Source organism: Agarilytica rhodophyticola, from assembly GCF_002157225.2.
GTDB lineage: Bacteria > Pseudomonadota > Gammaproteobacteria > Pseudomonadales > Cellvibrionaceae > Agarilytica > Agarilytica rhodophyticola.
Genome location: NZ_CP020038.1, coordinates 4,445,419 through 4,471,515 on the forward strand (window position 1 = coordinate 4,445,419; position 26,097 = coordinate 4,471,515).

Sequence of the window (26,097 nt, forward strand, 5' to 3'; positions counted from 1 at the left end):
TATTTCCCGTAATTATGTTGTAGAATAAATTAACAATGCTCGACGAAAGAGTAATTAAGCTAAAACTTGTTTACCTTAACTTAACGAGCTCCAATAAAAATAATATGAAAACCCATTTGAGTGCTGAGGCCGTATATGGCGCAAAAATCCAAAGTATATTGTGAACCGTTTTGTATTAAAGACGGATATGACTTCGAAATTCACCACGTGATGTATGGTGAACACGATAATTACTCATGTTTTACGCATTTCCATGAAGTTCATGAGCTTATTTTTTTTGAAAAAGTCGAAGGGACATTTTATTATCATCAGGGTCAATCTTCGTTGCAAGACTACGATATAGTTTTTACTCCCGCTATGGAAACTCATGATTTCTCTTTAAAAAGTAAAGAAAAGTCGTGGTTTATCGTACAGTTTTCATCAAAAATACTTGAATCAGAAGGGCTTAAAAACGGAGCATCAATATTTCAAACTGGAACACATTTTAGACTTGACAAAAAATATATTGCTCAATTGCAGCAAATTATAAAGTGGTCACATGAGAGCTTTGTCGAATCGCCCTTTTCTCATAAAAGTTTAGCGCTACTAAAGTTAGCAATTATTATACTAACTGAACACTCACAACCATTAAAAGCACATCAAGTCCATATACAAAATAAAAATTCAAATTTTGACAAAATCTACCCTGTAGTAAACCTCTTTAGAACACAGCAGGTGGTAGACATAAGCCTTCAACAGGCTGCTGATCTTTGTAATCTTTCGGCATCATATTTCTCTCGCTTATTTAAAAATGTATTCCGCCAACCCTTCTCTGAATATATTATTCATCATAAGCTTTATAATGCCGCACGTATACTCTCTCAAGAAAATACTTCGATCACAGAAATCAGCTACTCACTTAATTTCTCTAGCCCTTCTCATTTCATTACTTTATTTAAAAAAAAATTTGGCCAAACACCAAAAAAATATCGGACAGCAACAAACTCATGTAACAAGGTTGACTAATTTATTAATCAGAGTTGGATCCTAAAACATCTTGGTTCGATATACCAGCAGTTCCAAGCAAATAGCATAGATCTGATATTTTACGTCGAAAACTGTATATTTCTTTAGTAAAAATACCTTTAAGGTAATATTTTATTCCCCCACATTTGGAATGTAACGCACACTTATTTTATAGACTTTAGAAATTTTAGTACCTTTGTTTATCTGAGAAGAGAAATAAATTTAATGAATAAGTCAGAACATATAGATCCTTTTAAAAAGGTGAGATCTGAAATAGGCCATGAAGAAATCGACGACCATGGTGATCCCGTCACGATGATACTGAGGCATAAGGACGTTAGAAAAGTTGCACACAATTGGCGCTGTTTTTCATCTGATGCTCCTGGGCGAATACCGGTACCTTCTGAAGTTAATATTCGAACGACTCGACAGATTCCTTTTGAGGTAGACCCGCCAGATCATACACATTATCGTAGAATTGTTGAGCCCATATTCAAACGACCGTTACATAAAGAATTTAAAGAACAACTGAAAAACCAAATAGAAGCGCTTATTAAATTTGCTACCCAAAAAAAATCTATAGAGGTTATAAGTGAGTTTTCGTTACCCTTACAGTCTAAAGCCTTAACACTTTTATTAAATATGCCTCCAGAGGAAGCTGAGTTATGGATCGGCTGGGGGACACACGTTTTTAGGGGCGAAGGAGATACATTAGACAGAAATAAAGCCTCCATCTTATATGACTATATTGACAAACAAATGGATATAGCAATAGTCGAGCCCAGCGATAATTTTTTTTCTACATTATTAAATAGTGAATATAAAGGCAGAAAGCTTACTCGAGAAGAAGTTAAAGGCATTGCCATGCTCACATTTGCAGGAGGAAGAGATACTGTCATTAATTTAGTATCTAACACCTTGGCTTATATAGCTGAGCATCCAGATATCTTAAGAGAGATTAAAAAAGATTCTGGGCTAATACCGGTGGCTACAGAAGAGTTTATTCGATATTTCTCCCCGTTAACTCATATGGGAAGAGTCGTAAAAGAAGATTCCGAAATATGCCACCACATGGCTAGAAATAACACTAGAGTGTCACTATGTTGGGCTTCTGCAAATAGAGACGAGAACGTCTTCGAGGATGCTGATACAGTTAAAGTTAATAGAAAGATAAACCCTCATATGGCATTCGGTTTTGGCACCCATAATTGCCTGGGCGCAACTCATACTAGGCAGATTATGCAAACACTTCTATCGCTACTTACTCAACATATATCGTCCATCGTTTTTTTAAGTGGTAAAGAAAACATCGAACAATGGGGGCGATTTTCCAGGAAAGTAGGTTACAACACTCTTAACCTGGAATTTATCGGATAATAAAATAAAGGCATAGTAATGGCAAAAATAACATTTATAACTGATGAGAACCAAGAAATTACTGTTGAAGGCCACGACGGGTCTATTATGGCCTTAGCGGTTAAACATTCGATTCCCGGGATAGATGGAGATTGTGGTGGTGTTTGTTCTTGTGCTACCTGTCACGTGCAAGTATTGCCTGAATACTTTTCTAAAGTGGGAGAAGGCCAGGAAATTGAAAAAGATATGTTGGAGCTTGATGAAAAAACAACGAAATTTAGTCGCTTATGTTGCCAAATAGAAATATCAGAACAATTAGATGGCGTGACATTTAAAATACCCAGCTAGAATGATAGGTGATATGATATACGATACATCTCTAGATAATAAAATATGCATTATCATTGGCGCAAGTCACGCTGGTGTTAATCTAGCCTTTTACTTACGCAAAGAGGGATGGATAGGTGAAGTTATATTGTTAGAGAGTAGCGAAATAGCCCCCTATCATCGCCCTCCGCTATCGAAGAAATATTTTTCCCCAGATGCTGCTGAAGAAATACAACTTCTTAAGCCTATCACAGCCTACGAAGAAAATAATATCAATTTACTATTGGGAAAAAAAGTAGTTTCTGTGAATAGTGAAGATAGATATGTCACTCTAGTGAATGGGACTAAATATCACTATGATTTCTTAGTTTTTTCAATAGGTGCTAGCCCTATTGTGCCACCAATTAAAGGTATAACGGAGCATCGTAGAGTTTATTCTTTGCGAAATTACGAACATGCATTCAATATTAAAAAGGCGATCAATAATATCAAAACTAAAAGCGTGGTAGTTATAGGTGGAGGATATATCGGTCTTGAGGTCGCAGCATCTATTAGAAGTTTGGGAAAAAGTGTTACTATTTTAGAAAAAGAAACGCATATTTTAAAGCGAGTAGCATCAGCTGAAACAGCCGCTTTCTTTCATGATCTGCATGAGCGTGGCGGAATTAATGTATTGACAAAAAAAACAGTTAAAGCAATAGAACATAAGGAAACTCTTAGTCAAGTACTTTGCACCGATGGCTCATGCTACGATGCAAATATCATAATTTTAGGGGTTGGAGTTAAGGTAGAAAATGATTTGCCTATGCAAGCAAATTTAGATTTCGATGATGGAATTATTGTGGATAATCAGATGCGTACCAATAATCAAAATATTTTCGCCATTGGAGATTGCACCTACCACTATAATTCTTATTATAATCGTGATTTACGACTGGAGTCAGTGCAAAATGCAATTGAACAAGCTAAAACAGCGGCAAAGGCGATATGCAACAAAACATGTAGTTATAACATCCTCCCCTGGTTCTGGTCTGATCAATTCCAAACTAAGTTACAAATAGTAGGACTATCGAAAGGGTACAATAATATAATCGTGAGAAAATCTCATAGCGACAAACTTCGGATGTCCATTTGGTATTTTAGAGATGATGAATTATTAGCTGTGGACGCAATAAATGACCCTAAAGCATATGTAATAGCAACGAAATTACTTAAAGAAAGAACACCTATAAATAAAGACTCTCTATCAAATAATTCAAAAAAATTACACATGGATACGGTAACAGAAGTCATTAGATGAGTTGACTAAAATTTTGCCGATGAAACCTATACATTACCGTCATTAGATTAATATTTATTTTTTATTCACAACAAAATAAAGAAAGGCCATGATATAAACATGGCCTTTCTTATCGTTAAAAAAGTATATTATTAGAAATAGTGATATTTTTTGATTAAATTATATTTATCTCTAAAATTAATTCTTTATTAATTTTTAGGCAATACCAACCTATCAATAGGATAACCTGATATGGGGTCTGCATAAATTCTACGTGCAGGCAAATCATTTCCTAACCAGTTTTCAGGAATGTTACCAAATATACGCGGATCAGGTTGCATAGGTTGACGCCGAGGGTCATTAATTGCATTAACTCCCGGTCTTAGTGCTAATGCTTGTAATGATAGACCTTCTTTTCCATCTGAAGTATGACAAGTTAAACAAAAGGCATTATTACGTGATTCAGGGCGAGGAGCATTGCGCTTAATTGGGCCTTCTGGAAAAACAAAATCATCTCGTACCGAGACTGCTCCCACCGGAACGTTGCCAAGATCAGCCTTATTATCGCCACTGTAATTATGAAAACAAAAGTATTGTGGGTAGTCTGGTGCATTTACACGTCTTAAATGGTTGGATATTTCATTGTTCACCCACTCAGGAGTCCTGTCTGCGATGCCTTGCCACCATTTACCTAAACGCCCATTAACACCCACTAAAGTACCGTTCGCATGATTACACGCCACTTCACGGTTTATATTTTCGGAAAAGACTTTAAAGTCATCAATCCAACCTCGAAAATTTTCGTTATCATCTTCCGGGTTCATACCTAAAGTTAGCTTCCCTGGCACCATCTGAAACACTTCCTCATGATGGCTATAGTTATGAATATGCATACCGTTAATGAAAGTCTTAATTTTATTGTTGTTGGGAAGACGTTGAATTCCTATATGCGCCCATCGATTACGTCTGACACCTTGACTGATATCAATATTAGCTATTAAATCACCTATGGTATCGTAATAACGTAAATAATTTGTACCTCGTAATTTTACTTTACTGCCATCAGGGAATGAAATTAATGTCTTATCGTTATTCCCAGTATTGCGCACATCAACAAATACGCTGTAATACCAGCTTTTGTTAGAGATGTTACGCGACTGTCGAGGCACATCAAACTCTATGGCACTGCCTTCACCATCTAACCAGAAACCACGCCCTTCGATACCACCATTTGCTGTTTCTTCAATACGGCCATTACCTAATACTCTTCCGTACCTTGGCACGTTCCAGAGAGGTGATGTTGAAGCATTTTGTATACGGTCGTCATGCCTCTTAACGCCCCTGGTATAAAACCTTTCAGAGTCAGGTAAAACTTCGATCATATTATTCATATTGGCATTAATGAATGTGTTAACATTCAGATAGTCATCAAAATGCACTTCAGCCGTTGCCGAGCCTGTACTCATCGTCCATACTACATCGCGTGGTGTGACGGGCCTCATATTCTCTAAATAGTTAAATCGATGTTCATTAGAATCAAGGAAATCTGTATTTCCAGAAGAACCAAGCGGCATGAGCGCAATCTGGTTTTCGCGACCATTACCCACTCGGATATACCCATTATGGTCGTTGGCTCGATCGTAATAACGTACTTCTCTATGATTATGATCTTCAGAGTTTATCGAGTAGTTAACATGATTGAGAATCCCGTCCAAGTGCACCATTTTGCCTCGTGTCCACAGCCCCATAATCACTCGGCCTTGATTGCCAAAGCTATCCACTTCACTATCACTTGAGCACGTAACGCCTCTGGGACAACGAAAATCATATTCTGAGGTAAACGTCCTGCGATCTAATAAGGAATCATCAAACGTGGTTAGCGAGATATTGTCAGCATCTTTATCCATCCAGGGATAGCTACCCCAAAAAGTCGTATCTTCTTTTATTACCTTGCCTGCAGTATCTTTAAACTTCTGCATAGCAAATCCATAACGTTGATTGATTGTATTGTCATATGGCGCATGGGATAAGGGAAATACCTTATTCCATTGACGCACATCACATGCCTTAAAATTATCTGGCCTATCGTTTGTCATATAAACGACATTGGTGAATGATGTTTTGGTCACACCTTTACTATTAGTCCAAGGCATAAAAGTGCCCCCCGCGCCTGTGCGGCCAACCAATAAACGCCCCTCGCCCACCACCATAGGTTCAAAAAACGTATCATCGATCGGGAGGTGAGTTGGACTTATCACAACATTCCCTAAATCCACATCGACTATTTTGGCATTTCGAGTTTTGGGATTGGCGACACGTACCGTCACTTCTGTACTCACTAGACGTTTGGTTTCTTTTCCCCTTTGTTGATCTTTTCGAAAACTGACGACATACATATCATAGCAATCATCATTACCACAGACCCGAGGGTTTTTAACATCAGATTGTGGATCGAAAGATGGATCACACAACGCCACATGGCCATTTCTATTTTGTGATGGAATTGGCGCTCGGGTGGTGGGATCGGGCATAGCATCAGGTGAGCTATAAATATAAGTGCCAGCTGGCGATCTAACAAAAGGAGTATTTAGTTTTTCTGGAACATGTAAACGGAAAAACGTAGCGCTTTTATGAGATAAAGCAACACGACCATCGGCGGAGGTTTGTGTTGGAGGTAATGTAGGGCGCGTATATTTTTTGTTTTCAGACATATGCACATCACGTACAAATGCTGGGGCTTCGGGCAAAGCAAGAGCTTTACTCCCTGCGATAGAAAATAACACACCGAAAAGAAACTTTTTTTTACAACTCATATCGTTTCCTCAATTTTTTATTTACGTAAATTTTCTTATTAGTCAAAAATTATTTTGTAGTTCTGTAAAACAATAAAAATTTAACACATAACAATTAATAAGTGGTAAAACCAAAAATAAAAAAATAATTCTTTCTAGGTAGAAAACAAATCTCCGATATAAGCGATCACAAAGACAATCAGCAATATTAATAAACGATATTTCTTATACTAATATCATCATGGATATTTAGCGTTTTTTTACAAAAAAATATTATTTTCAATCTCAACTTATATAACACTTAATATAACACCTACATAACACCTACATAACACTTATACAAAAACCAATTATATGTAACTAAAAACCAGATGAGTTAAACTCATAAATTTTATGATTTTTTAATTTCGATAAATCTATTCATCTCGACACAATCAAAAAAACTTTCATAGAATCGATACACAACCCACAATTTGCCTAAAACTCAATTGAGGCAAGAGAATATAAGTGCTACGATTTTTGGATAAAAGAATTATAAATAAAAAATATTTAAATATTTTTAGTGGTGGCACACTCACCAATAACAGATTCATTCGACAATCTTCCATTAGCAGACGAACGCCTAACTATCTATTCAGACTATAGGTTATTCCATGAGTAATCGCATGCCTGTATTTAGGTAAAAAAAACTCACAAAAAGTGAAAAAACATGATAATTCAAAAACTCCTATACGACTTTTACATAAGTATTAAAAAACATAATACATCTCCATTATCCGTGATTAATAGTTTTGTTTTAATAGTACTTACTTCTGTCGCCACAACGATATATTCCAGCAATGTTATCGCCAATATGGCAACTAATCATGAACATCACTCCGTGCTTGCTCTGGTGGAAAAAGAAAATTCAACTCATATAGCGTTGGAAAGTGGAAAATGGTTTGACCCTGCAATATGGCATAATGGACAAGTTCCGGGGAGGGATGCGAATGTACATATTCCAGCAGGTATTAGCATCACCTATCAAGGATCAAGCAACGCTAGACTAGATACCATACGTATTGATGGCTTACTTACTTTTGCCTATTGGAAGAATACTAAATTGGTAGTAGATACTATCGTTGTAACTAGTGATGGTCAGCTTATTGTTGGTGATAAAAACCGACCAATAAAAAAGGATTTTACCACTAAAATACTATTCGCCAATAATGGAGATATTGATACAGACTGGGATAAAGAACTAATTTCTCGCGGCCTAATTAGTATGGGTAGAGTGAGTATTCACGGTGCTAAAAAAGACAGCTTTTTAAAAGTAGCGCAGAATCCAATGGCTGGTGCGCGCACACTAGTATTTTCAAAAACACCGCAAGGCTGGCAAAAAGGTGACAAAATTGTAATTACTGGAACCCACAAACAGGGTTTTGACGGACCTGAAAAGTGGAAGCTTAATCCTGCAAAACATTGGCGTGATACCGAAGACGAGATTGCCACTATATCAAACATAAACGGCAAAACAGTTCAGCTAACACAAGCTCTTAAGTTCAACCATGATACTCCAGCATCAGATCTTAAAACATATGTGGCAAACCTATCACGTAATATAACCTTTTCTAATGAGGGCGGTGACGCACTACCTGTGCACCAGCGCGGGCATACTATGTTTATGCGCGATACAGTGGATATCCGCTACGCGGCATTTAATGAACTTGGTCGTACCGATAAATCCTTTAAATCAGCGGCGGCCTCGTCATTTTCATCTATTGCAGCGAACAGTAACGTGCAGGGGCGTTATGCTATTCACCTGCATCGCACGGGAATAGGTAATCTTAAAAACCCTGTTTACCTTGTAGGTAATGCAATTAACGGTTCGCCAGGTTGGGGGATGGTACAGCATTCGTCTAATGCTATTTTTGTCGACAATGCTGTTTACAATGCATTTGGTGCTGCTTACGTTGCTGAAAGCGGTAATGATATAGGTAACTGGCTCCGCAATATTGCTATTAAATCTCAAGGTATTCAGTGGGGTATTGTTGCGGCTCAGGATTCTGTTAATGAACGAGACGCGGGTCGTGGCGGCGATGGTTTCTGGTTTAGTAGCCGAATGGTAGAAGCATCAGAAAATATAGCAGCCAATACAACTCATGGTTATACCTATGTTAGCCGAAATGGCATTCAGGCTGATAACGCGAGTGCCCCAATTCCTGTAGTGGTGCTGGATCAACCCGAGATTTTACGCGGCGGTAATAATGCACACCCAATTACACCAGCCTTGACAGAATTTCGAGATAACGAGTCGTTTGGCAATCAGGTGGCGTTCCAAGTAATTCGCACTAACCCCTCACAAAATCATGACTTGCGCAGTATGATTGAGCGATTTACTGCCTGGGAAGTTTTTCGCGGTGTTACCGGACGTTATTCACCTCACTATACTATCGTTGATCTCCGCGTAATTGGTACTGACACCCCTCATAACAACGGTAGCAATAACCCTGCAGGAATTTTATTCGAACGTAAATCATTTGATTGGACTATCAATAGAGCAACTATCGAAAATATGCCAGTGGGCGTAGATACTCACGGACACGACGAAGGAAGAGCTAGCGATAATCGTGTCGGCATTAACTTTATCGACATGAAATTCTATGATGTGGGCCAAGAATATAAGAAGATTACAACACAGGGTCACCATTTCTATGATTCTAAGGATTTAGTCGCGGATCGACTCGCTGTTAGCTACAGTAAAATTCCAGCAATTTCTCCAGAACAAAGTGTCAGGCTCGATTGGTTAAAAATAGATTCGATTGGAGTTATCGGTCGTGCATGGGAGTTTGACCATCCAAGCTTAGTCTGGAAGCACTCTACAAATAATCTGTTACGTAAATCCGGTTATTTTAGAGACACCAACGGAAAACCTTTTATACTTGTGGATGATTTGATTGCAGATCGGGCAACAGGAGAAATTCAGAAAGTTCTTTTACCCATTACTCTTAATTTTACTTCACAGGAGTTAGCAAAATATAAAGATAATGGCCGGCTGACGTTTGCAGCCCCCGCACCTGTTGCTAACGCTGATACATTTAGAGTTAACATCGACAGCCCCAAGATTTTGGATATTATAAGCAACGACGATGATCCAGATGGAGGTAGTATATGGCTAGATGGAGTTATTCAACCTACACATGGCGAGCTCTATTTAGTTGGTAATAATCAGGTCAAATATGTGCCAGACTTTGGATTTGAAGGAAACGATAGTTTTAGTTACTGGATACGTGATGAGGAAGGCAACATTACCCGCGGAGAGGTGGCTATTCGTGTAGGATCAGGGGCTATTCCACAGGCACGGGAAATTCGCTGGTCTGATCCAGGTGAATTCACCCAGGCACTCAATAAAAATATTCAACCTATCGCCATTCAAAACAGAGAAATTATTAAGAAAGGTCGCACCTCCGTTATTGCCAACCCAATATCAAACGATCATGATGCTAACGGCGACCCCCTTTTTCTAACTGCGGTTTATCGTAGTTCAGGTAATGCATCTATCGATATGCGACTGGATCACGAAGGTCTCGCTACAGCAACAACTGACAACGTAAATGCTACCGGCGGTGCATTTTTCTATTATACTATCAACGACGGGAAAAAATATGATGGAGATGATGATGGTCTTTTCTATATTTTTATGGGTAAGAATAATGCGATCCGAAATAAAGAAGAACCTGGATTTGGCCCTTCGCTCGCTGAGACACCAGCTAACTACACGCCATTTAAAATTCTAGCAAAACAGGCACCTCTCAGGCATCTCCACACCTACGATGCAAATGAACTAAGTCATATTGAAGTATCGAGTAAAGATTATAATATTGGCTCAATCACCTTTTACCTAGATGGTAAACAAGTACACGTCGAAAATAAAGCTCCATTTACACTGAATAATAGTAACTTAAGTTCAGGAGAACATATGTTACGTGTTGTCGCTACTGGCAAAGCTAATGGCCAAGGGCATTTGTTATTTGATTCTAGAACTAAATTTCAAGTTTCCGGTTCACAGCTTCCTCCAGTAGGTTGGACTCAACTTCAATTTCAACATAACGGCGGCAAATGCATGGACTCAAAAGCACAAACAGCGAATAATTCAGGCTGGCATCAATGGACTTGTGGTGCACACCCAAACCGTAATTTTAGATTTGAACATGTCGAAGGCGAATACTATCAAATTCGAAATCAAGCTAGTAATAAATGTATCGATATGAAAGGACGATCTACTAATAATGCCGCATTAGCCAAATTCAACTGCAATAAACATAAGAATTTGCAATGGCGTATAGTCGATAAAGGACAGGGTAGATTTGAAATTAGAGCAAGAGTTGGTAACCGCTGTATAAACCAAGCGGGTATCAGTAAAGAAAATGGTGGTGAAATTAATCAATTTTCATGCGCTAATGCAAAGTGGCAGGAGTTTAAATTTTTACCCAATCGCTAAATTTACACCACATAGGTAAAGTAAGCATCGTTGGCAATTCATTCATAAAACCGCTGATGATGCACTTTTTAGAACTCCTTATCACTGCAAAAGATAAAAGAATAAAAAAGAACATGTTAATGGGTTCTTGATAATACGTTCATCACGAGAAATTATCGTAGGTCTATACATCTACGTCTAAGTTAAAGCATAAAAAAAGCCAGAACCCATAGGTTCCGGCTTTTTTATCATTCTACTTGTAACGCTCTAGTAATAAGAATATCTAGCTAATAATTGTTATCTTATAAGCTCTTGCTACTACTGAAATTTAAAACGCTGATTATCGCCGTTACTACAATTCCACTGCTGGATATTAGTGCCATTCGCTCCAGATGCACTGGATACATCTAAACACTTGTTGCTATGACGGGCGACTATACGGAACCAGCCATTACCTCGATCATCAAGTCGATACTGCTGATCTTGTGCTCCAACACAATTCCACTGAACTGCGTTAGCACCATTTGCCATTGATCCGCCACCAATTCCTATACACTTATCATTTTTAGTACGAATTTCGTAAAATCCATTACTAGTAGATTTAAGAGTAAAATCTTGATTTCGATTGTTGGCATTACAAGCCCATTGATGAATATTGGCGCCATTTGCAGAAGAGCCTGAGTCTAAATCTATACATTTACTGCTATGTTGCGCGGCTAAGGATGTAGTTCCAGTGGGGACTGAAATACCCGAATTGCCACCACCGTTGCCGGCAGAGCTACTAGAAGTGAGTAGTAGTGTGTCTATTTTGAATCCTCTTCTCGCATCTGCAACCATATGCCTAGCGGGCAAACCTTTTCCTAACCAGTTGGCAGGAATATTGCCAAAAACTAGAGGATCAGGTTGTAATGGTTGACGTCGCTTATCGTCTTTTGCTTGCAATCCACTCTTAAGCACTAAGGCATCGATATCTAAGCCGGCTTTACCATCACTTGTGTGACAGCTAAGGCAAAACTCATTATTGCTCGAATCTGGCCTGGGCTTATTATGCACTAATGGCCCTTCAGGGAAATTAATATTGTCTCGTATCGAAACAACCCCACCAGGAATGTTGCCCAAGTGTGCAGCAAAATCTGTATTATAATTGTGATAACATGCATAACTACCAAACTTGCGCTTACCATTTAATAATAACTCATCGCTGATCTCTACATGAGAGCTATGAGGATAAGCGCTAACAATATTGTTCCAATAGGTACCAGCATTGTTAGTAACACCAACAAGAGTTCCCCTAGCATGGTTACAGGCCACCTCAACATTTACTTTTTCAGCAAATATTTTAAAATCGTCAATCCAACCCTTAAAGTTTTCTCTATTATTATCAGGATTAATACCTACAGTGAGTTTACCTGGTCTCAAATGAAATAGCGCTGCGTTATGAGTGAATGAATCTATCTTATAGCCATCAAGATAGGTACTTATAGTTTTATTACCATTTTCTAATTGAAACCCTAAGTGGCGCCATTGTTTATTTTTCATAGTGAAGAATCGATTAATAGTGCGAACCGTTCTATTACTTGAATCAACAAACATAAGCTCCCCCTGCCCTCTGACTTTTATTTTGCTGTCATCAGGAAAAGTTAATAGCGTTCGCACCCCAGAAGTAGTTCGAGTATCCACAAAGATGCTGTAATACCAATCACTATTTAAGGTGTTTCTAGGCTGACGATCAATATTAAACTCCAGTGCAGAGCCATTACCATCGAGCCAGAATCCCTTACCTTTAATACCACCTAATGCAACGGGTTCGATTCTACCTTGCCCCAAAATTTTACCGCTGGCGGGAATATTCCAACGTGTTGCGGTGGCCGCATTTTGCACCTCACCTAGTAACTGAGCATTTCTTCCGCTAGATTCAATACGTAGCGCTTGTGCCATATTAGCGTTTAAAAAGCTATTAGGGTTAAGGTAGTCGTCAAAAGGGACTTCCGTAGTACCGCGTCCAGAACTCATTAGCCAAGAAACATCATAAGGACTTACAGGAAACATATTCTTAAAATAGTTAAAACGGTGTTCATTACTATCAAAGAATGAGGTATTACCAGAACTGCCTTTGGGGAGGTGTTCGTTAGTATTATCGCGGCCATTACCCACTCTTACAAAGCCACCATTTCTAGAATTTGCATCATACAGCCTTATATTACGCTGGTGTTTATCGTCAGCACGAATGGTAAAATCGACATTGTTTATAAGATTATCTAACAACACCATTTTACCTTTAGTCCATAGGCCCATAATAACTCGCCCCATAGTGCCAGAAGGTTGCTGGCTATCGCGAGCAGACACACAGCTACTCGTCACACACTCTGTTTGATAATTTGCGCGATAACCTTTCTTGGGATCAAATAAATTAGTATTAACTACTGTAAGAGAAATATTGTCTCCTCCTTTATCAATCCAGGGATAAGAACGCAAAGAGGTACCTTCAGGAATGATTTTCCCAAGCGGGTCTCTAAATTCCTGCATCGCAAAGCCATAGCGTTTGTTAATCGTCTGATCATAAGGAGCATGTGTTAGAGGGTATACTTTATTCCATTGGCGCACATCACATGCTTCGAAGTTATCTGGATTATCATTAACAAAATAAATAGCATCAGGGCGTGATGTCTTGTTATTGCCTTTACTGTCGCGCCATGTAATTGACGTTGCACCATTAGCTTGGCCAGATTGTCGCGCCATTAGTAAGCGTCCATCGCCAGTGGTCATGGGTTCAAAAAATGTATATAAAGTGAAGGTTTTACCAAAAATTGGTTGTTTAGCTGTAACTTCGACGATTTTTGCATTCCTTGTCTTAGGTTTATCCACCCTAACGGTAATGGGAGTGCTTACCAAGGTCCGACGAGTATTATTATTTGAGTCTGATTTAGCGGAAATAATAGATAAATCGTAGCAATCATCGCCGCCGCAGTTACGCGGGTTTTTTATATTTGAATTTGGATCAAACGAAGGGTCACATAATGTCATATGTGCACCTCCTGTACTAATAACATCTCGAAAACTAAGAGTAGCTTCACTGGGAGCAAAAGCATCTGCTGAGCTTAATATTTTTGTTCCATTGGACGAGTTCATAAAAGGCTTGTCAATTTTTTCTGGTACTTGTAGGCGTAACGCTACTCTTCCGTTTTCTCTTTCATTTGACAATCCAACCCTACCATCGGCACTGGTTTGCAAGGTAGGAATGGTAGGCCTTGTATACTGTCGCTGCTCTGTCATATGTACATCCCTATCAATAATCGGAGCTTCAGGCGCTGCACTAACATATGTGGCCAGCGAACATAAGGTATTCACAAGCATAAAGGAATAACTGAGTTTCATATGAACCTCGTGGGTTGTTACTGTGAGTTGTAAGAATGCAATTAAATAAGCGTATTGGAGTTTAGGTTTATGTAAATGACATTAATCAAATAATTTTGAACATGAGCTTTAGGGTAGAAATCAACTCAAAGCCAAATGCATACACACAAATAAACGAAAGCAAAACTTCTTGTCTACTAAATTATCTATACTGTTAATAGTAAACAAATTTATATTTTAAGTGTAGCTAATCGCAAATAGCGCATATCACTTTTAAGTTGTTATATTGTTATTAAAATAGAGAACTTGTAGATGTTTTCGCATAGCAAACTTTGCTATGAAACTCAGTGAATATTGAATTTAATTATCGGTTTAACGAAATCAAAAATATCGATATTAAAAAATATGGTGTTTTTATGGATTTTGCAAATTAAAAATAATAAATATCAAAAACAAAAACCTATTCACATTTTTAATTAGTATTGTTATAAAAAATAAACCGTTCTAGATAAGAAAATCGCTCAATCAATATCAACATCAAATCCGACAGAAAGAAAACTGTTAACAAAAAACAATTAATAATAAATAAAGCCATCCATATAACCGACAACAAAAACCAACTAATAAGCGCTAAACCCCACTCACATTAATTAAATTATATTTATTTAATGTGAGTGGGGTTTCCTTTAATTTTTAGTTGCTAAAATTTAGGCGTGTTAGAAGAATATTGGCCCGAACATAATACTAGGTATTTCTAGCTTCGCTCATAAGGCCAGAACAATCTACTTAAAAAGCAGGAAAATGACCCACCTTGGATTTACTTCAGGGGCTTGCAGATAGTTCATAAGTTATGCAAAAAGTATATAATAGAGAACAGGTTATAGGCATTTAAAAGAGCCAAATATGTTAAAGAGAATTATCCTCCTATATATTACTATTGTTTGTCTCGTACCCTCTATCGTACAGGCAAAAAAGCAACATCTAAAACAACTAGCAGTCGATACATTAATCACTGGTGCTAGAGTACTGGACGGAAGTGGCAATCCATGGACTTATCAGGATGTAGGGATCAAAGGAGAGAAAATTACCTTTATCGGCAAGGCTAAACAGCATGATATTGCCGCTAAGAAAATAATAAATGCTAAGGGCCTTTACTTGACACCAGGGTTTATCGATATGCATAGCCATGCAAATCCTGATCAAGATGAAGCACGCATGATGCTGCCTCAATTATATCAGGGTATCACCACCGTAGTTCTCGGTGTCGATGGTCAAGGAGATAATGATTTGACGACTAAATACCATACATATCGCAAACAAGGTATCGGCGTCAATGTGGCATCTTATGTCGGTTTTAATGCTGCTCGCCATGAAGTAATGGGCATGAGTAATCAAGCGGCCACGTCAGAACAAATAGAACAGATGCAGCATTTCATCAGAAAAGGAATGCAACAAGGCGCCTTTGGCATATCGTCGGGATTATTTTATCGGCCCGCTTCTTACGCGTCGACTCAAGAAGTTATTGATGTCGCCTCCTCGACTCACCCATTCAACGGTATTTACGACACACACGATCGAGATATGGGAGCTGCGCTCGATGGTATAGGCTACGATGCTTCCGTTGCAGAAGCGATAGAAATTGGCGAGAAAAGCGGCAACCGCGTTATCTTTAGTCATTTCACACCGCAGGGAAAGCATAATTATGGTCACGCTAACGTTGGCATCGAGCTTATTAATAAGGCCCGTGATCGCGGCGTGAATGTGGTCGCCGCGCAGCATCCTTATACCGCCACTCAAAGCTCTTTGCTGGCATATACGCTCCCGGATTGGGCATTAGCGGATGGGACAGAAGAACTATTCAAAAGAATTAAACATACAAAAATTAAAACCGAAATAGAAAAAGATAGTGTGCGCATGCTGGAAATTCGTGGTGGTGCGGATAAGTTAGTGTTTGTCGACAACAATATAAGCTTAAATGGTAAAACGTTAGCATCTGTAGCAAAAGAAAAGGACACATCAGTATTTGAGACTGTGATTGAGATCGCCAAAGAACAAGGCGATGCTAATGTTATGAATATTGGGCTTTACGATATGAATAATATACGTTTGCTAGCCCAACAAGAGTGGATGATGAACAGTACCGATGGCGGTTCAGAACCTGCGGGGCAACAGCAAGGACACCCCCGTAATTTTGGTGCCTTTAGTAAGAAAATAAGGCAATTTGTCGTTGAGGAAAAGATTATTTCTCTAGCTTTTGCAATCAGAACAATGACGTCACTACCTGCACGTTTTCTAGGTCTTGCGAGTAGAGGGGAAATCGCTGTTGGTCAATACGCAGATATTAATATCTTTGATTTAGCTAAGATTAGAGATAAAGCTACTTACAATAACTCGCAACAATACTCCGAAGGCCTAGATTATGTTTTTGTGAATGGTCAGATAGCACTTGCAAATGGCGAAGTAACCGGGCTTTTAGCAGGCAAACCTATTGTTCGCCACCAACAACGTGTAGAACAAGAACCTAGCGCCAAGCAGATGCTGGCAAAATTAAAGAATGCTTTTGGTGGTAAACACTTATTAGAAAGCATCAATCAATTTTCAGCAAAGCTAAACATAACGAGGCAATCCAATAACACTAAAACTACTTTAAGCTACTTAGATTTTTCCAATAATCGTATCGCTCAATTACAACCGCAACAAAAAGAATTATACCTAGTTAGCGAAACACGTTCGCAACGGCATATAGTTAAGCGTGACCAAAAAACAGAGATTGTTCCAATCGACGAGAACAAGAAAAAACAATTACTGGAAAATATGCATTTAAACTTTTTTAGCTTACTGCGTAATAATAAATTACAACTATTGGGGCCTTTGGATATACCAGAGCACAGAGATCAAAGTTGGTGGTTAATGAAAGCGGGCAAACATGTATCCCCAGCCATAGGTCTCGATCGTCAATCGGGACGTATTCAAAAGATACTTCTTGATAGTGGAGCTTATGTAATTGAGTCAGATTATCAAGATCTTGGCAATGGTATTATGTGGCCTCGAAACTTTCGCTTGTTGGATGAAGATAAAGTCATACTTAAAGGCGAATATTCAGAGGTTATAATCAATTCACCTCCGCCGTTTGAAACTCCAGACTGGTTTACTCATTAAGCGTGAACAATTAATATTTTGGCTTTAATAAGCCGCAAAAAAAAGAAAAAAAGATGTATTTGTTTTAACCAAAATAATGTTTATGAGACGCCAAAATAAAATTACGCTATTACACTAGATATGAGCAATCTATTGATTAGTGAACATATAAAGTATTTAAGGGATGTAACGGTAACCGTCATCACACTATTGGCAGCAAATTTATCATTTGGTTGATATGGGTCAACGAAGTGATAATACTAATATGAATAAATTAAAAAAAGATAGTAATAAAACCTAAGCTTTAACTTTTTAATACTCGTGAAAAATGCAGAAAGTTAACATGCAAATTACTTTAAATAATTAACTCTGCAAATAACCAAAATAATGCGCCAAACAGAAAATTATTGCGTCAATTTTTGTGAGTATATAATACCCACATAAATTCATTCTGTTAATATCAATGCCAGCTCGACGGATTTTCACCAATGCGTGTATATTTTTTAATCTCCGCTTAGCCGGTTAAATGTGCGAAAGATATCTAACTATATGCGGAGAACAAGGAGGTGTTCAACAAATAAGCAAAAACAAATATTTAGAGACAATAAACATTGAAAGCATTAAATTTTAAGCCTGCTACTGCTAAGCCTTTAAACAATATGCCGATAATCACTAAACCTGTTAATGGAGAGACTGTGAGATAGAAGGTACAGTTGACATTTTAACGACGAAAACCCTTGAAGATTTGTCAGACACAATCGTTATATTTGTTGCACTATTATATCGCGCCGATTGCGCCTTCATATTGCACTTTCGATTCACAACTACAGGAATAAGATAGCATGTTTGCTTATATTTACAGGTTTTTATTTACATCTCTAATAACCTGCCTAAGCTTCATGGTTAACGCAGAGCAGCATAGATTGGGTAATCAGGTTTCACCCAAAGAGCAATACGTTTCCCTCAAGCTCGATCCGAGTAAAGAAGACTTTTCCGGGTCAACTAAAATCCTTTTAGAAATCAAAAAAAAAACCAGTGTTATTCGCTTTCATGCCCTCGGTATTTCGATAACAAACGCCAAACTTGAAAGTAAACAAGGAACATTATCTCTGCAACTTCATGCAATGGAGCAAGCCATCCAGGAGGCAAGGTCTAAAACTGTTCTTAAGCCAGGTAAATATACTCTGGAAATGGATTTTACGGCGCGCTATAACACAAAATCTGTTGGGCTATATAAGACTATAGACCAAGGTATCCCCTATCTTTTTACTCAGTTTGAGATGAGTGACGCCCGGCGTGCATTTCCAGTATTCGATGAGCCCGCGTTTAAGATTCCATTTCAACTGAGCATATCGGCACCAGAAACTCAGAATGTGTACAACAATACACCAGAACTTGAACGTGTTAAGGATAATGGTTGGATAACTTACAAATTCGCAAAAACCCCTCCTATCCCCTCCTATCTCGTGGCAATGGCAGTAGGCCCTTTTGAAAAAATTCCGGTAGACGGTATGTCCGTGGACGGTTTAATCCTCACGCCCAAAGGGAAGATAGATCAAGCACATTATGCAGCGCGCATCAGCCCTCAAATTCTGAAAGCTTTGGAAGAGTATTTCGCCATCCCCTACCCTTATCAAAAGCTCGACCAAGTTGCCTTACCCGAATTTCCTTTTGGCGCTATGGAGAACGCAGGTTTAGTCACATACCGTGAAGATATTCTTCTACTTGATGAAAAACGGGCACAAATACGTAATAAAACCAGAACAACCATGGTGATTGCCCATGAACTAGCGCATCAATGGTATGGCAACCTTGTCACCATGAAGTGGTGGAATGATCTTTGGTTAAATGAAGCCTTTGCAAGTTGGATGGCGTCAAAAATAACACAGCAACTCTATCCTGAGTTGGAATACAATTTGGTGCTACCACAAAATCAAGTCATGACCAGTGACGCACGCCTTTCTACAAAACCCATTCGCAAACCAATTAAAACTGAAGCCGATATCATGGATGGCCTAGGTTTGGCTTACTCCAAAGGCAGTGCAGTGTTAACTATGGTGGAACAATGGATTGGCGAAGAGGCTTTTAAAAAAGGGATTCGCCAATATATGCAGGATTTTAAATGGCGCAATGCAGAGGCCGCCGACTTATGGGACAGTCTAGGTAAGGCTTCTGGAAAGGATGTTAAGTCAGTACTTAAGTCTTTTACCGAGCAATCGGGATATCCGCTACTTTCACTGCAGTTAGAAGGCAAAAAACTGACAATACAACAACGGCGCTTTAGCAATGCCAATGTGCAAGCTCCAGCTCAACTGTGGTCACTTCCGGTTTCAATCCGCTATGGCAAAGGTAACAAGCAAGCCAGCACTAGCTTACTATTAAATAGTCTTTCAACAGAACTGACTTTAAAATTTAAGCCTGATTGGATATTACCAGATGATAACGGTAGCGGTTACTACCGCTGGCAGCTATCAAAAACAGGCTTAGATAAACTACTTAATCACACTAACAAGTTAAATGACCGAGAAAAACTTGCTGTACTTAATAATGTCGATGCCTTATTAAAAGCAGGAACCCTAACTGCAGGCGATGTCATGGCCTCAGCGGGAAAATTTATTGCGGATACACACCCATTGGTTGTAAAAGAGGCCCTCGACTTATTAGAACTAATGAAAAAACCTTTTATTCGACAACAAAATCAAAAACAGTGGCAAAATTTTATCATCAAAACTGTTACTCCGGCGGCAGATCGCTTTGGCTTAACGCCTAAACAGAATGAAGCTGCGCATGTTACAAGTTTACGACCAGATATTCTTAATTTACTAGGCAAAGATGGTCAAGATAAAGCCATCATCAAAACGGCGCTTGCACAAACCGAAGTATATTTTAAAACACCAGAAAAAGTTCCGGCCTCATTGGTGGAAGCCTATCTAAGTATTGCTGCGCACTATGGTGATGAAGACCTACTGAACCAGGTCAAAACCGCTTTATCTAAGTCGTCAGACCCACAGCGTAAAACTAAGCTTTTAAATACTTTAGGCCGCTTTGGCCAAGCATCGGTTCAACGCAAAGCAATGGATATTATTTTAGATGACAGCATTACAGCATCAGATGTTCGTTATCTATTGAGTCTGAACGGCGTCGGCCATAAACGGCGATCAGAGTTGCAAAAATGGATTTTATCGAACTATGAAGCCCTGAGCGAGAAAGCGCCGCCGTTCATTGTTCCAAGCATTCCCCTGTTTTTAAGTAGCGCCTGTGAAAAAGAACAGCTAGCAGCACTCAATAGTTTTTTTAGTAAAAGCGGGAATAAAGTGGAAGGAACGGAGCGATCCTTAGCTAAGGTAAGTGAAAGTGTTAATGACTGTATTAGCTTACGTCAACGGGAGCTAAATTCGGTCAATAATTATTTAATGACATTTTAAAAATAAGGGCCCGAATGGGCTCAACCACCGACTTATTGGCCCGGTACACTTTATACTGGGCTAATAAAAGAACTTTGATTTAGAGTAATATCTATGAAGAGAATACTGAGCAAATCATTTTTTCTGTTAGCAGGAATATTGTACTCTAGCCTTAATTATGCACAGCAGGGGGAAACAGGCGCTGACTTTTTTTGGCAGCCCTACGATGAAACCGCAGATCTAGATTTTGCTCAAAAACAAGAAGACCCTTTTTTACATTTTCAACTTATTAACTCAAAGGTTTCAGATAAAAATAAGCTTTGGCAAAAGTTCGAAAGTGAATTAGCTAAGTTTTCTGAGAGAAAATATCAAAAGCTTAAACCTCTTATACTCGATCAAGATATTCCAACCATTCAAAATAATATTAAGCTGGGAAATTTTAGTTACAAAGACCTAAGCTTATTTTTCCTTTACAGAATTAGAAAATACGAAAGTGATAATAAGCTAGCATTAAACAGTGTTATTTCCATTAATCCCAAGGTCATCGAGCAAGCCAGTGCGTTAGATAAAGTTAACAGAAGAACAATTGATAATAATAGTATTTTTGGTATGCCGATTTTACTGAAAGACAATATCGGCGCTATCGACATGCCCACCACAGCTGGCGCAATTGCATTGCAGGATAATTATGCCAACAACGCGTTTATTACCAACAGGTTAATTGAAAATAATGCCATTATATTGGGTAAAGCAAACTTAAGTGAGTGGGCGTACTTTTTTTGCAGCCAGTGTCCTGTCGGCTACAGTGCTATAGGAGGCCAAACACTAAACCCTTATGGGCGCATGACTATCCACTCTGGAGGCTCAAGCTCTGGGAGTGCTGCTGCTGTAGCTGCTAACTATGCTGTCGCTGCGGTGGGTACAGAAACATCAGGTTCTATTCTATCACCTTCGGGACAGAATTCAGTGGTGGGTTTGAAGCCAACAGTAGGCGTACTTAGTCGCAACGGTATTGTACCCATCTCAAGCTCCCTAGACACTCCCGGACCAATCACCAAAAATGCTATGGACAATGCGATTTTAATGGATGCGATGGTAGGTAAAGATTCTGCTGACACTGCTTCTATGGCTGTTAATGGCGGTTTTGCGGATACCTTACAGACAGTGACGCAAAAATACTTAAAAGGTAAGCGATTCGGTGTTATCACAAGCTTTCTAGACGACCCCCTTTACAAAAAAGCCACCAAAAAAATTAAAAAAGCAGGTGGTGTTCTTGTTGAAGTGGAAATACAAAGCCTAGATTTGAGTTCGATTAAGCAAGTTTTAACCGCTGACATGAAGTATGACCTAGCGAAATATTTAAGAACTCATGCAAGCGATCAAGTAAAGGTCAAGACAGTTAAAGATATTGTCAGTTTCAACACACAGGATCAGACTAAGAGAATCCCCTATGGCCAACAGTTGCTAGAGGATATTGTCAATGATACAACAACAGATAAGCAACTAATGGACACCAAAAACGTGCTGGAAAAACTATCGCGAGATATGCTCGATTCATTGCTTGATAAAAATCAGTTAAATGCGATTTTATCCATTAATAACGCATCAGCAGCCTATGCCGCTGCAGCTAGATATCCTGCGATCACCGTCCCCATGGGTTATTCAAAAAATGGCTCCCCTGAAGGTCTTACTTTTATTAACAAATCTTTATCCGAAGCAGATTTATTAAAAATGGGATACGCCTTCGAACAACTGACCAAAAAAAGAAAATCGCCAAAGCAGTATATGAATTAAGGCAGATATAAATACCAGCTGCCTCATTCAACAGGATCCAGGGCTTATCAATATTGATAATTAGAACATGTTTGGCGACGTGTATTTGTTGGTGCTTTAGGCGCCGAAAAGGCTGTTAGCTGACGCTCAATGAGCTAACAGCAACATAAAATATAAAAACGCCAAGCAATTAAATGCTCAAATCTTGCAAGTTATAATCTTTAATATCAAGCTTTGCCTTGGCATCCCAATGGTAACGTTGGTTTTGCTCAGCAAATGGCTTGTAAGTATAAGGGGTCTCATTGGCGAAACGCTGGCGCCTTGCATCAATCGCGTACCCAATCAAACGTGATCGTTGTCGAATCATATCATTATCGTAATGCACCGCCTCACTATGGATACCCGCCCCTTTTACATTTAATACAGAGGAACGTTTGTGGAAGCCAAAATTAACGGTCACTCTGGGTTCAAAACCACTATTGGCAAAAGAACCGTGAACAAGCTGCCGGTTGCAGATAACCACATCACCAGCGTTACAGATAATAGGAATTGCACCGGGTAGCCTTTCACTTCCAGCGTCAGCCACCATGTTTTTAATATCGATCTTCCCTTGCTTGTGGGTACCTGGTAGCACCCAGACACCGTTCACTGCGGTACTGCCATATACCTGCGCCATAAAATTAAAACCGTGAATATCTTCGTCAAAGGCAGGGTTTTGCCAATGGGTATCGCCATCTTGATGCCAAGAAACAGCAGCGCCAAGTCCTGGATCTTTAATAAAAAGACACTCGTGAAAAGGAGTAAAATCTTCACCATTGATGTGTGCAGCCACTTGCAACAGCCTCGGGTGACCGTATACACGTAAACAAGCATCAGAAAACTGTAACGAACCAAGAATCACGAATACGGCTTCATTGGGGGCATCCAGTGCGGCTTCTGGTTCAAATAACTTGACTTGATGACGACCGTTGGCAATGCTTGTTCCCCCTAGGGGATCACCCAGAGGTTTTGACCAAATGAGGTTCGGTGCGCGATATCCCGCCCCCAGAGCAGGTTCGCCGTTGGCTGTGACGGATAGCTCACTCGATGCTGGAAAACGTTCTCGCATTTGCGCTAAATCTGCTTTAATATCCTCCAGCTCGTCGCTTTGTAGAACATTTTCAAAGATATAAAAACCATATGCCGAGTAGGCATCACATATGGTACGGCTGAGTCTACCGCTAGCGTCAAATGTTATTGGGCCTCGATTATTTAACGCCAATGCTCGCTCTTGGCCTTGTGTTAGGTAATGGCGCATGGCGTCTGCATTTTCACCATAGTGATTTGCGCAAGCATCTATGGATTTATTACTATTGTTTGTCATAAAATTCTCGCTTCACACTTTTTATTATTAATTAAATTTAATACATAATAAAAAATGTGGTCAAGGGCTTTTTGATGCCTCAAAACAGGAACGAGATAGAAACGGGGCAGAAAAAATGTCTCAGGGCGAGAAAATGTACCAAAGCGGGCAAAGAGAGGAAAACTACTGAATGTCGAATCAAGTCTCTGCTACACCAGCACCAAAGTCCATGGCACGCGGCAGTGCAACACGAACAGCTAACATGAATAAGCGCAGAGATTATATCCTCTCTTGCGCCGGTCACATTATCGCCAAAGAGGGTCTAGACGCTCTGACACTCAATAAATTAGCGGCGAAGGCCGACGTTACCATCCCCACCATACACAACCTTATCGGTAAAAAATCAGATATTTTTCAGCGTTTGGTGGATGAAATGATCACCAAAATAGAACAAGCACTCTCCGGCCCTGAAAACAACGGAGACCCGATCAACGCAGCAGAAACGTTTATCGATAACCTAATGGCATTATTCGCCGCTGACGAAGCACTATACAAAGCTGCTTTTGTCGCCGGAGAACGCATCAACCTTTTCGATCACCAATCACCGCATGGTATATTTGCTCGCTCCTTAGAAGTTGCCACACACGTTTGCCAAGAAGCGATTCAACGAGGTGATTTGCAAGGATCAATAGAAGCAAGCGTTCTTGCTAGACAATTGTTTGACCATCAACGCCTTGCTAGGCACGACTGGGTGCACGGCTATATCAACCTTAACACCTATCGAAAACAAGTACTCACCAGTATGTTTATAACACTCGCCTCCGACGCCTCTAAAAGTTTACGTGTGCGCTTAATCGAAAAAATCCAACAACTTAACAGCATTGTGGATGACTAAAACACGCACCACACCTCCATTCCCTAACGGGCATATGTTTAAATTTAGAGGTGTGAAAATGTAGAAGCATGAACATTTAATTTAGAAGTGCAACAAGGCGGTAAATATATCTAAAAATTTAAACTCAGGGTTTGAAGCCTAACACTGCGGCAACTGGAGCAAAGCGTAAGTTGTTCCGCTGGTGTTACCCTGTTAGCGCTGCTTGTCTCCGATAAATTTAAATAGCAACGCCATATCACTTTTGTCTTTAGATACATTAAAATGATTCATTAGAAGCTGCTTTTCTTGGCATTTTTAACATTTTTCCATCATAGCTAATAGCTGTCGATTTGCTTGCCTCGTTAAGCATCTAGCCTCCCATCCCTGGCGGTAGCTTGTCAAATTTTGGCAGCCCTCCAGGGAAGACAGCCCATGATGGTGCTGAGGACGCATAAATTGACATTTTTGGGGTGAACTTATTGTCCTTTAATGAAGTTGCTGACACTGAATAAAAATTACCTGCAGTTACTTCGGCGCATAAAACAGTGCTACACATACCACAGAAGTGATAATTTACCTCTTTTCCTGAACTACCAACACGCGTGTAAACCAATGGTGTGCCTTTTGTAAATTTAAAATTATCTCTTGGCACCCAAAGCCCAAACCATTTGTCTGAACCGGTGAGCGCCTGACACTCTTTACAATAGCAAAAAATAGAATTTATCGGATCGTTATCAAAGCGAAATTCAATGTCGCCACAACTACAATTTCCAATATATTTTTCCATGTTATCTCCGATCTAGTTGATGCCCAACACTATACTTTGTTCCCGCTTATACTTTGAACCCGCTTAGGCATTTTTAACTTTATACCTATATATTAACCAAAACACTATGTTGCATATTGTAAGGGTAACTATTGATGGCAATATAGCAGCATTACCTATACTTCCCCCAAAATATATGCTCCATACTACCTTAAGCAAGGTACCAAT

General features: G+C 39.2%; 13 protein-coding genes. 9 read left to right on the top strand and 4 right to left on the bottom strand.

Annotation, left to right across the window (positions count from 1 at the left end):
- The first annotated feature begins 135 nt into the window (after positions 1-135).
- The 4 genes from BVC89_RS18575 to BVC89_RS18590 all read left to right on the top strand — a co-directional run bounded on the left by BVC89_RS18575 (position 136) and on the right by BVC89_RS18590 (position 3,988).
- A complete protein-coding gene (locus tag BVC89_RS18575) occupies positions 136-1,005 on the top strand; it encodes an AraC family transcriptional regulator (RefSeq protein WP_086932632.1) in 870 nt (289 codons plus the stop codon).
- A 225-nt stretch (positions 1,006-1,230) separates the two neighbouring features.
- A complete protein-coding gene (locus BVC89_RS18580) occupies positions 1,231-2,382 on the top strand; it encodes a cytochrome P450 (RefSeq protein WP_086932633.1) in 1,152 nt (383 codons plus the stop codon).
- Between the two features lie 18 nt (positions 2,383-2,400).
- The gene (locus tag BVC89_RS18585; protein WP_086932634.1) at positions 2,401-2,709 is read left to right on the top strand and encodes a 2Fe-2S iron-sulfur cluster-binding protein; all 309 of its coding nucleotides are present in this window, start codon (positions 2,401-2,403) and stop codon (positions 2,707-2,709) included.
- Between the two features lie 13 nt (positions 2,710-2,722).
- On the top strand, positions 2,723-3,988 hold the full coding sequence (locus tag BVC89_RS18590) for an NAD(P)/FAD-dependent oxidoreductase (protein ID WP_086934672.1): 1,266 nt from the start codon (positions 2,723-2,725) through the stop codon (positions 3,986-3,988).
- 188 nt (positions 3,989-4,176) lie between these two features.
- On the opposite strand, the gene BVC89_RS18595 is transcribed toward BVC89_RS18590, so the two are convergent.
- A complete protein-coding gene (locus BVC89_RS18595) occupies positions 4,177-6,780 on the bottom strand; it encodes a LamG-like jellyroll fold domain-containing protein (RefSeq protein WP_086932635.1) in 2,604 nt (867 codons plus the stop codon).
- A gap of 688 nt (positions 6,781-7,468) precedes the next feature.
- Here BVC89_RS18595 and BVC89_RS18600 point away from each other — a divergent pair.
- Positions 7,469-11,239 (top strand): RICIN domain-containing protein, encoded by a 3,771-nt coding sequence (locus BVC89_RS18600; RefSeq protein ID WP_086932636.1) that lies wholly within the window; start codon positions 7,469-7,471, stop codon positions 11,237-11,239.
- Positions 11,240-11,536: 297 nt separating this feature from the next.
- On the opposite strand, the gene BVC89_RS18605 is transcribed toward BVC89_RS18600, so the two are convergent.
- Positions 11,537-14,593 carry an RICIN domain-containing protein gene (locus tag BVC89_RS18605; RefSeq protein WP_086932637.1) on the bottom strand — a complete coding sequence of 1,019 codons (3,057 nt, stop codon included), beginning with the start codon at positions 14,591-14,593 and terminating at the stop codon, positions 11,537-11,539.
- An 882-nt stretch (positions 14,594-15,475) separates the two neighbouring features.
- On the opposite strand from BVC89_RS18605, the gene BVC89_RS18610 reads away from it, so the two are divergent.
- The 3 genes from BVC89_RS18610 to BVC89_RS18620 all read left to right on the top strand — a co-directional run bounded on the left by BVC89_RS18610 (position 15,476) and on the right by BVC89_RS18620 (position 22,908).
- Entirely contained in the window at positions 15,476-17,731 is a 2,256-nt protein-coding gene (locus tag BVC89_RS18610) for an N-acyl-D-amino-acid deacylase family protein (protein WP_086932638.1), read from the top strand.
- Between the two features lie 902 nt (positions 17,732-18,633).
- A complete protein-coding gene (locus BVC89_RS18615; protein WP_216825006.1) occupies positions 18,634-21,135 on the top strand; it encodes a M1 family metallopeptidase in 2,502 nt (833 codons plus the stop codon).
- Positions 21,136-21,228: 93 nt separating this feature from the next.
- On the top strand, positions 21,229-22,908 hold the full coding sequence (locus BVC89_RS18620; RefSeq protein ID WP_086932639.1) for an amidase family protein: 1,680 nt from the start codon (positions 21,229-21,231) through the stop codon (positions 22,906-22,908).
- A gap of 169 nt (positions 22,909-23,077) precedes the next feature.
- Here BVC89_RS18620 and BVC89_RS18625 read toward each other — a convergent pair whose 3' ends face one another.
- The gene (locus tag BVC89_RS18625; RefSeq protein ID WP_086932640.1) at positions 23,078-24,250 is read right to left on the bottom strand and encodes a phytanoyl-CoA dioxygenase family protein; all 1,173 of its coding nucleotides are present in this window, start codon (positions 24,248-24,250) and stop codon (positions 23,078-23,080) included.
- 169 nt (positions 24,251-24,419) lie between these two features.
- Between BVC89_RS18625 and BVC89_RS18630 the strand changes: the two genes are divergently transcribed.
- Entirely contained in the window at positions 24,420-25,124 is a 705-nt protein-coding gene (locus tag BVC89_RS18630; RefSeq protein ID WP_086932641.1) for a TetR/AcrR family transcriptional regulator, read from the top strand.
- Positions 25,125-25,473: 349 nt separating this feature from the next.
- Here BVC89_RS18630 and BVC89_RS18635 read toward each other — a convergent pair whose 3' ends face one another.
- Entirely contained in the window at positions 25,474-25,890 is a 417-nt protein-coding gene (locus tag BVC89_RS18635) for a GFA family protein (RefSeq protein WP_086932642.1), read from the bottom strand.
- Between the last annotated feature and the right edge of the window lie 207 nt (positions 25,891-26,097).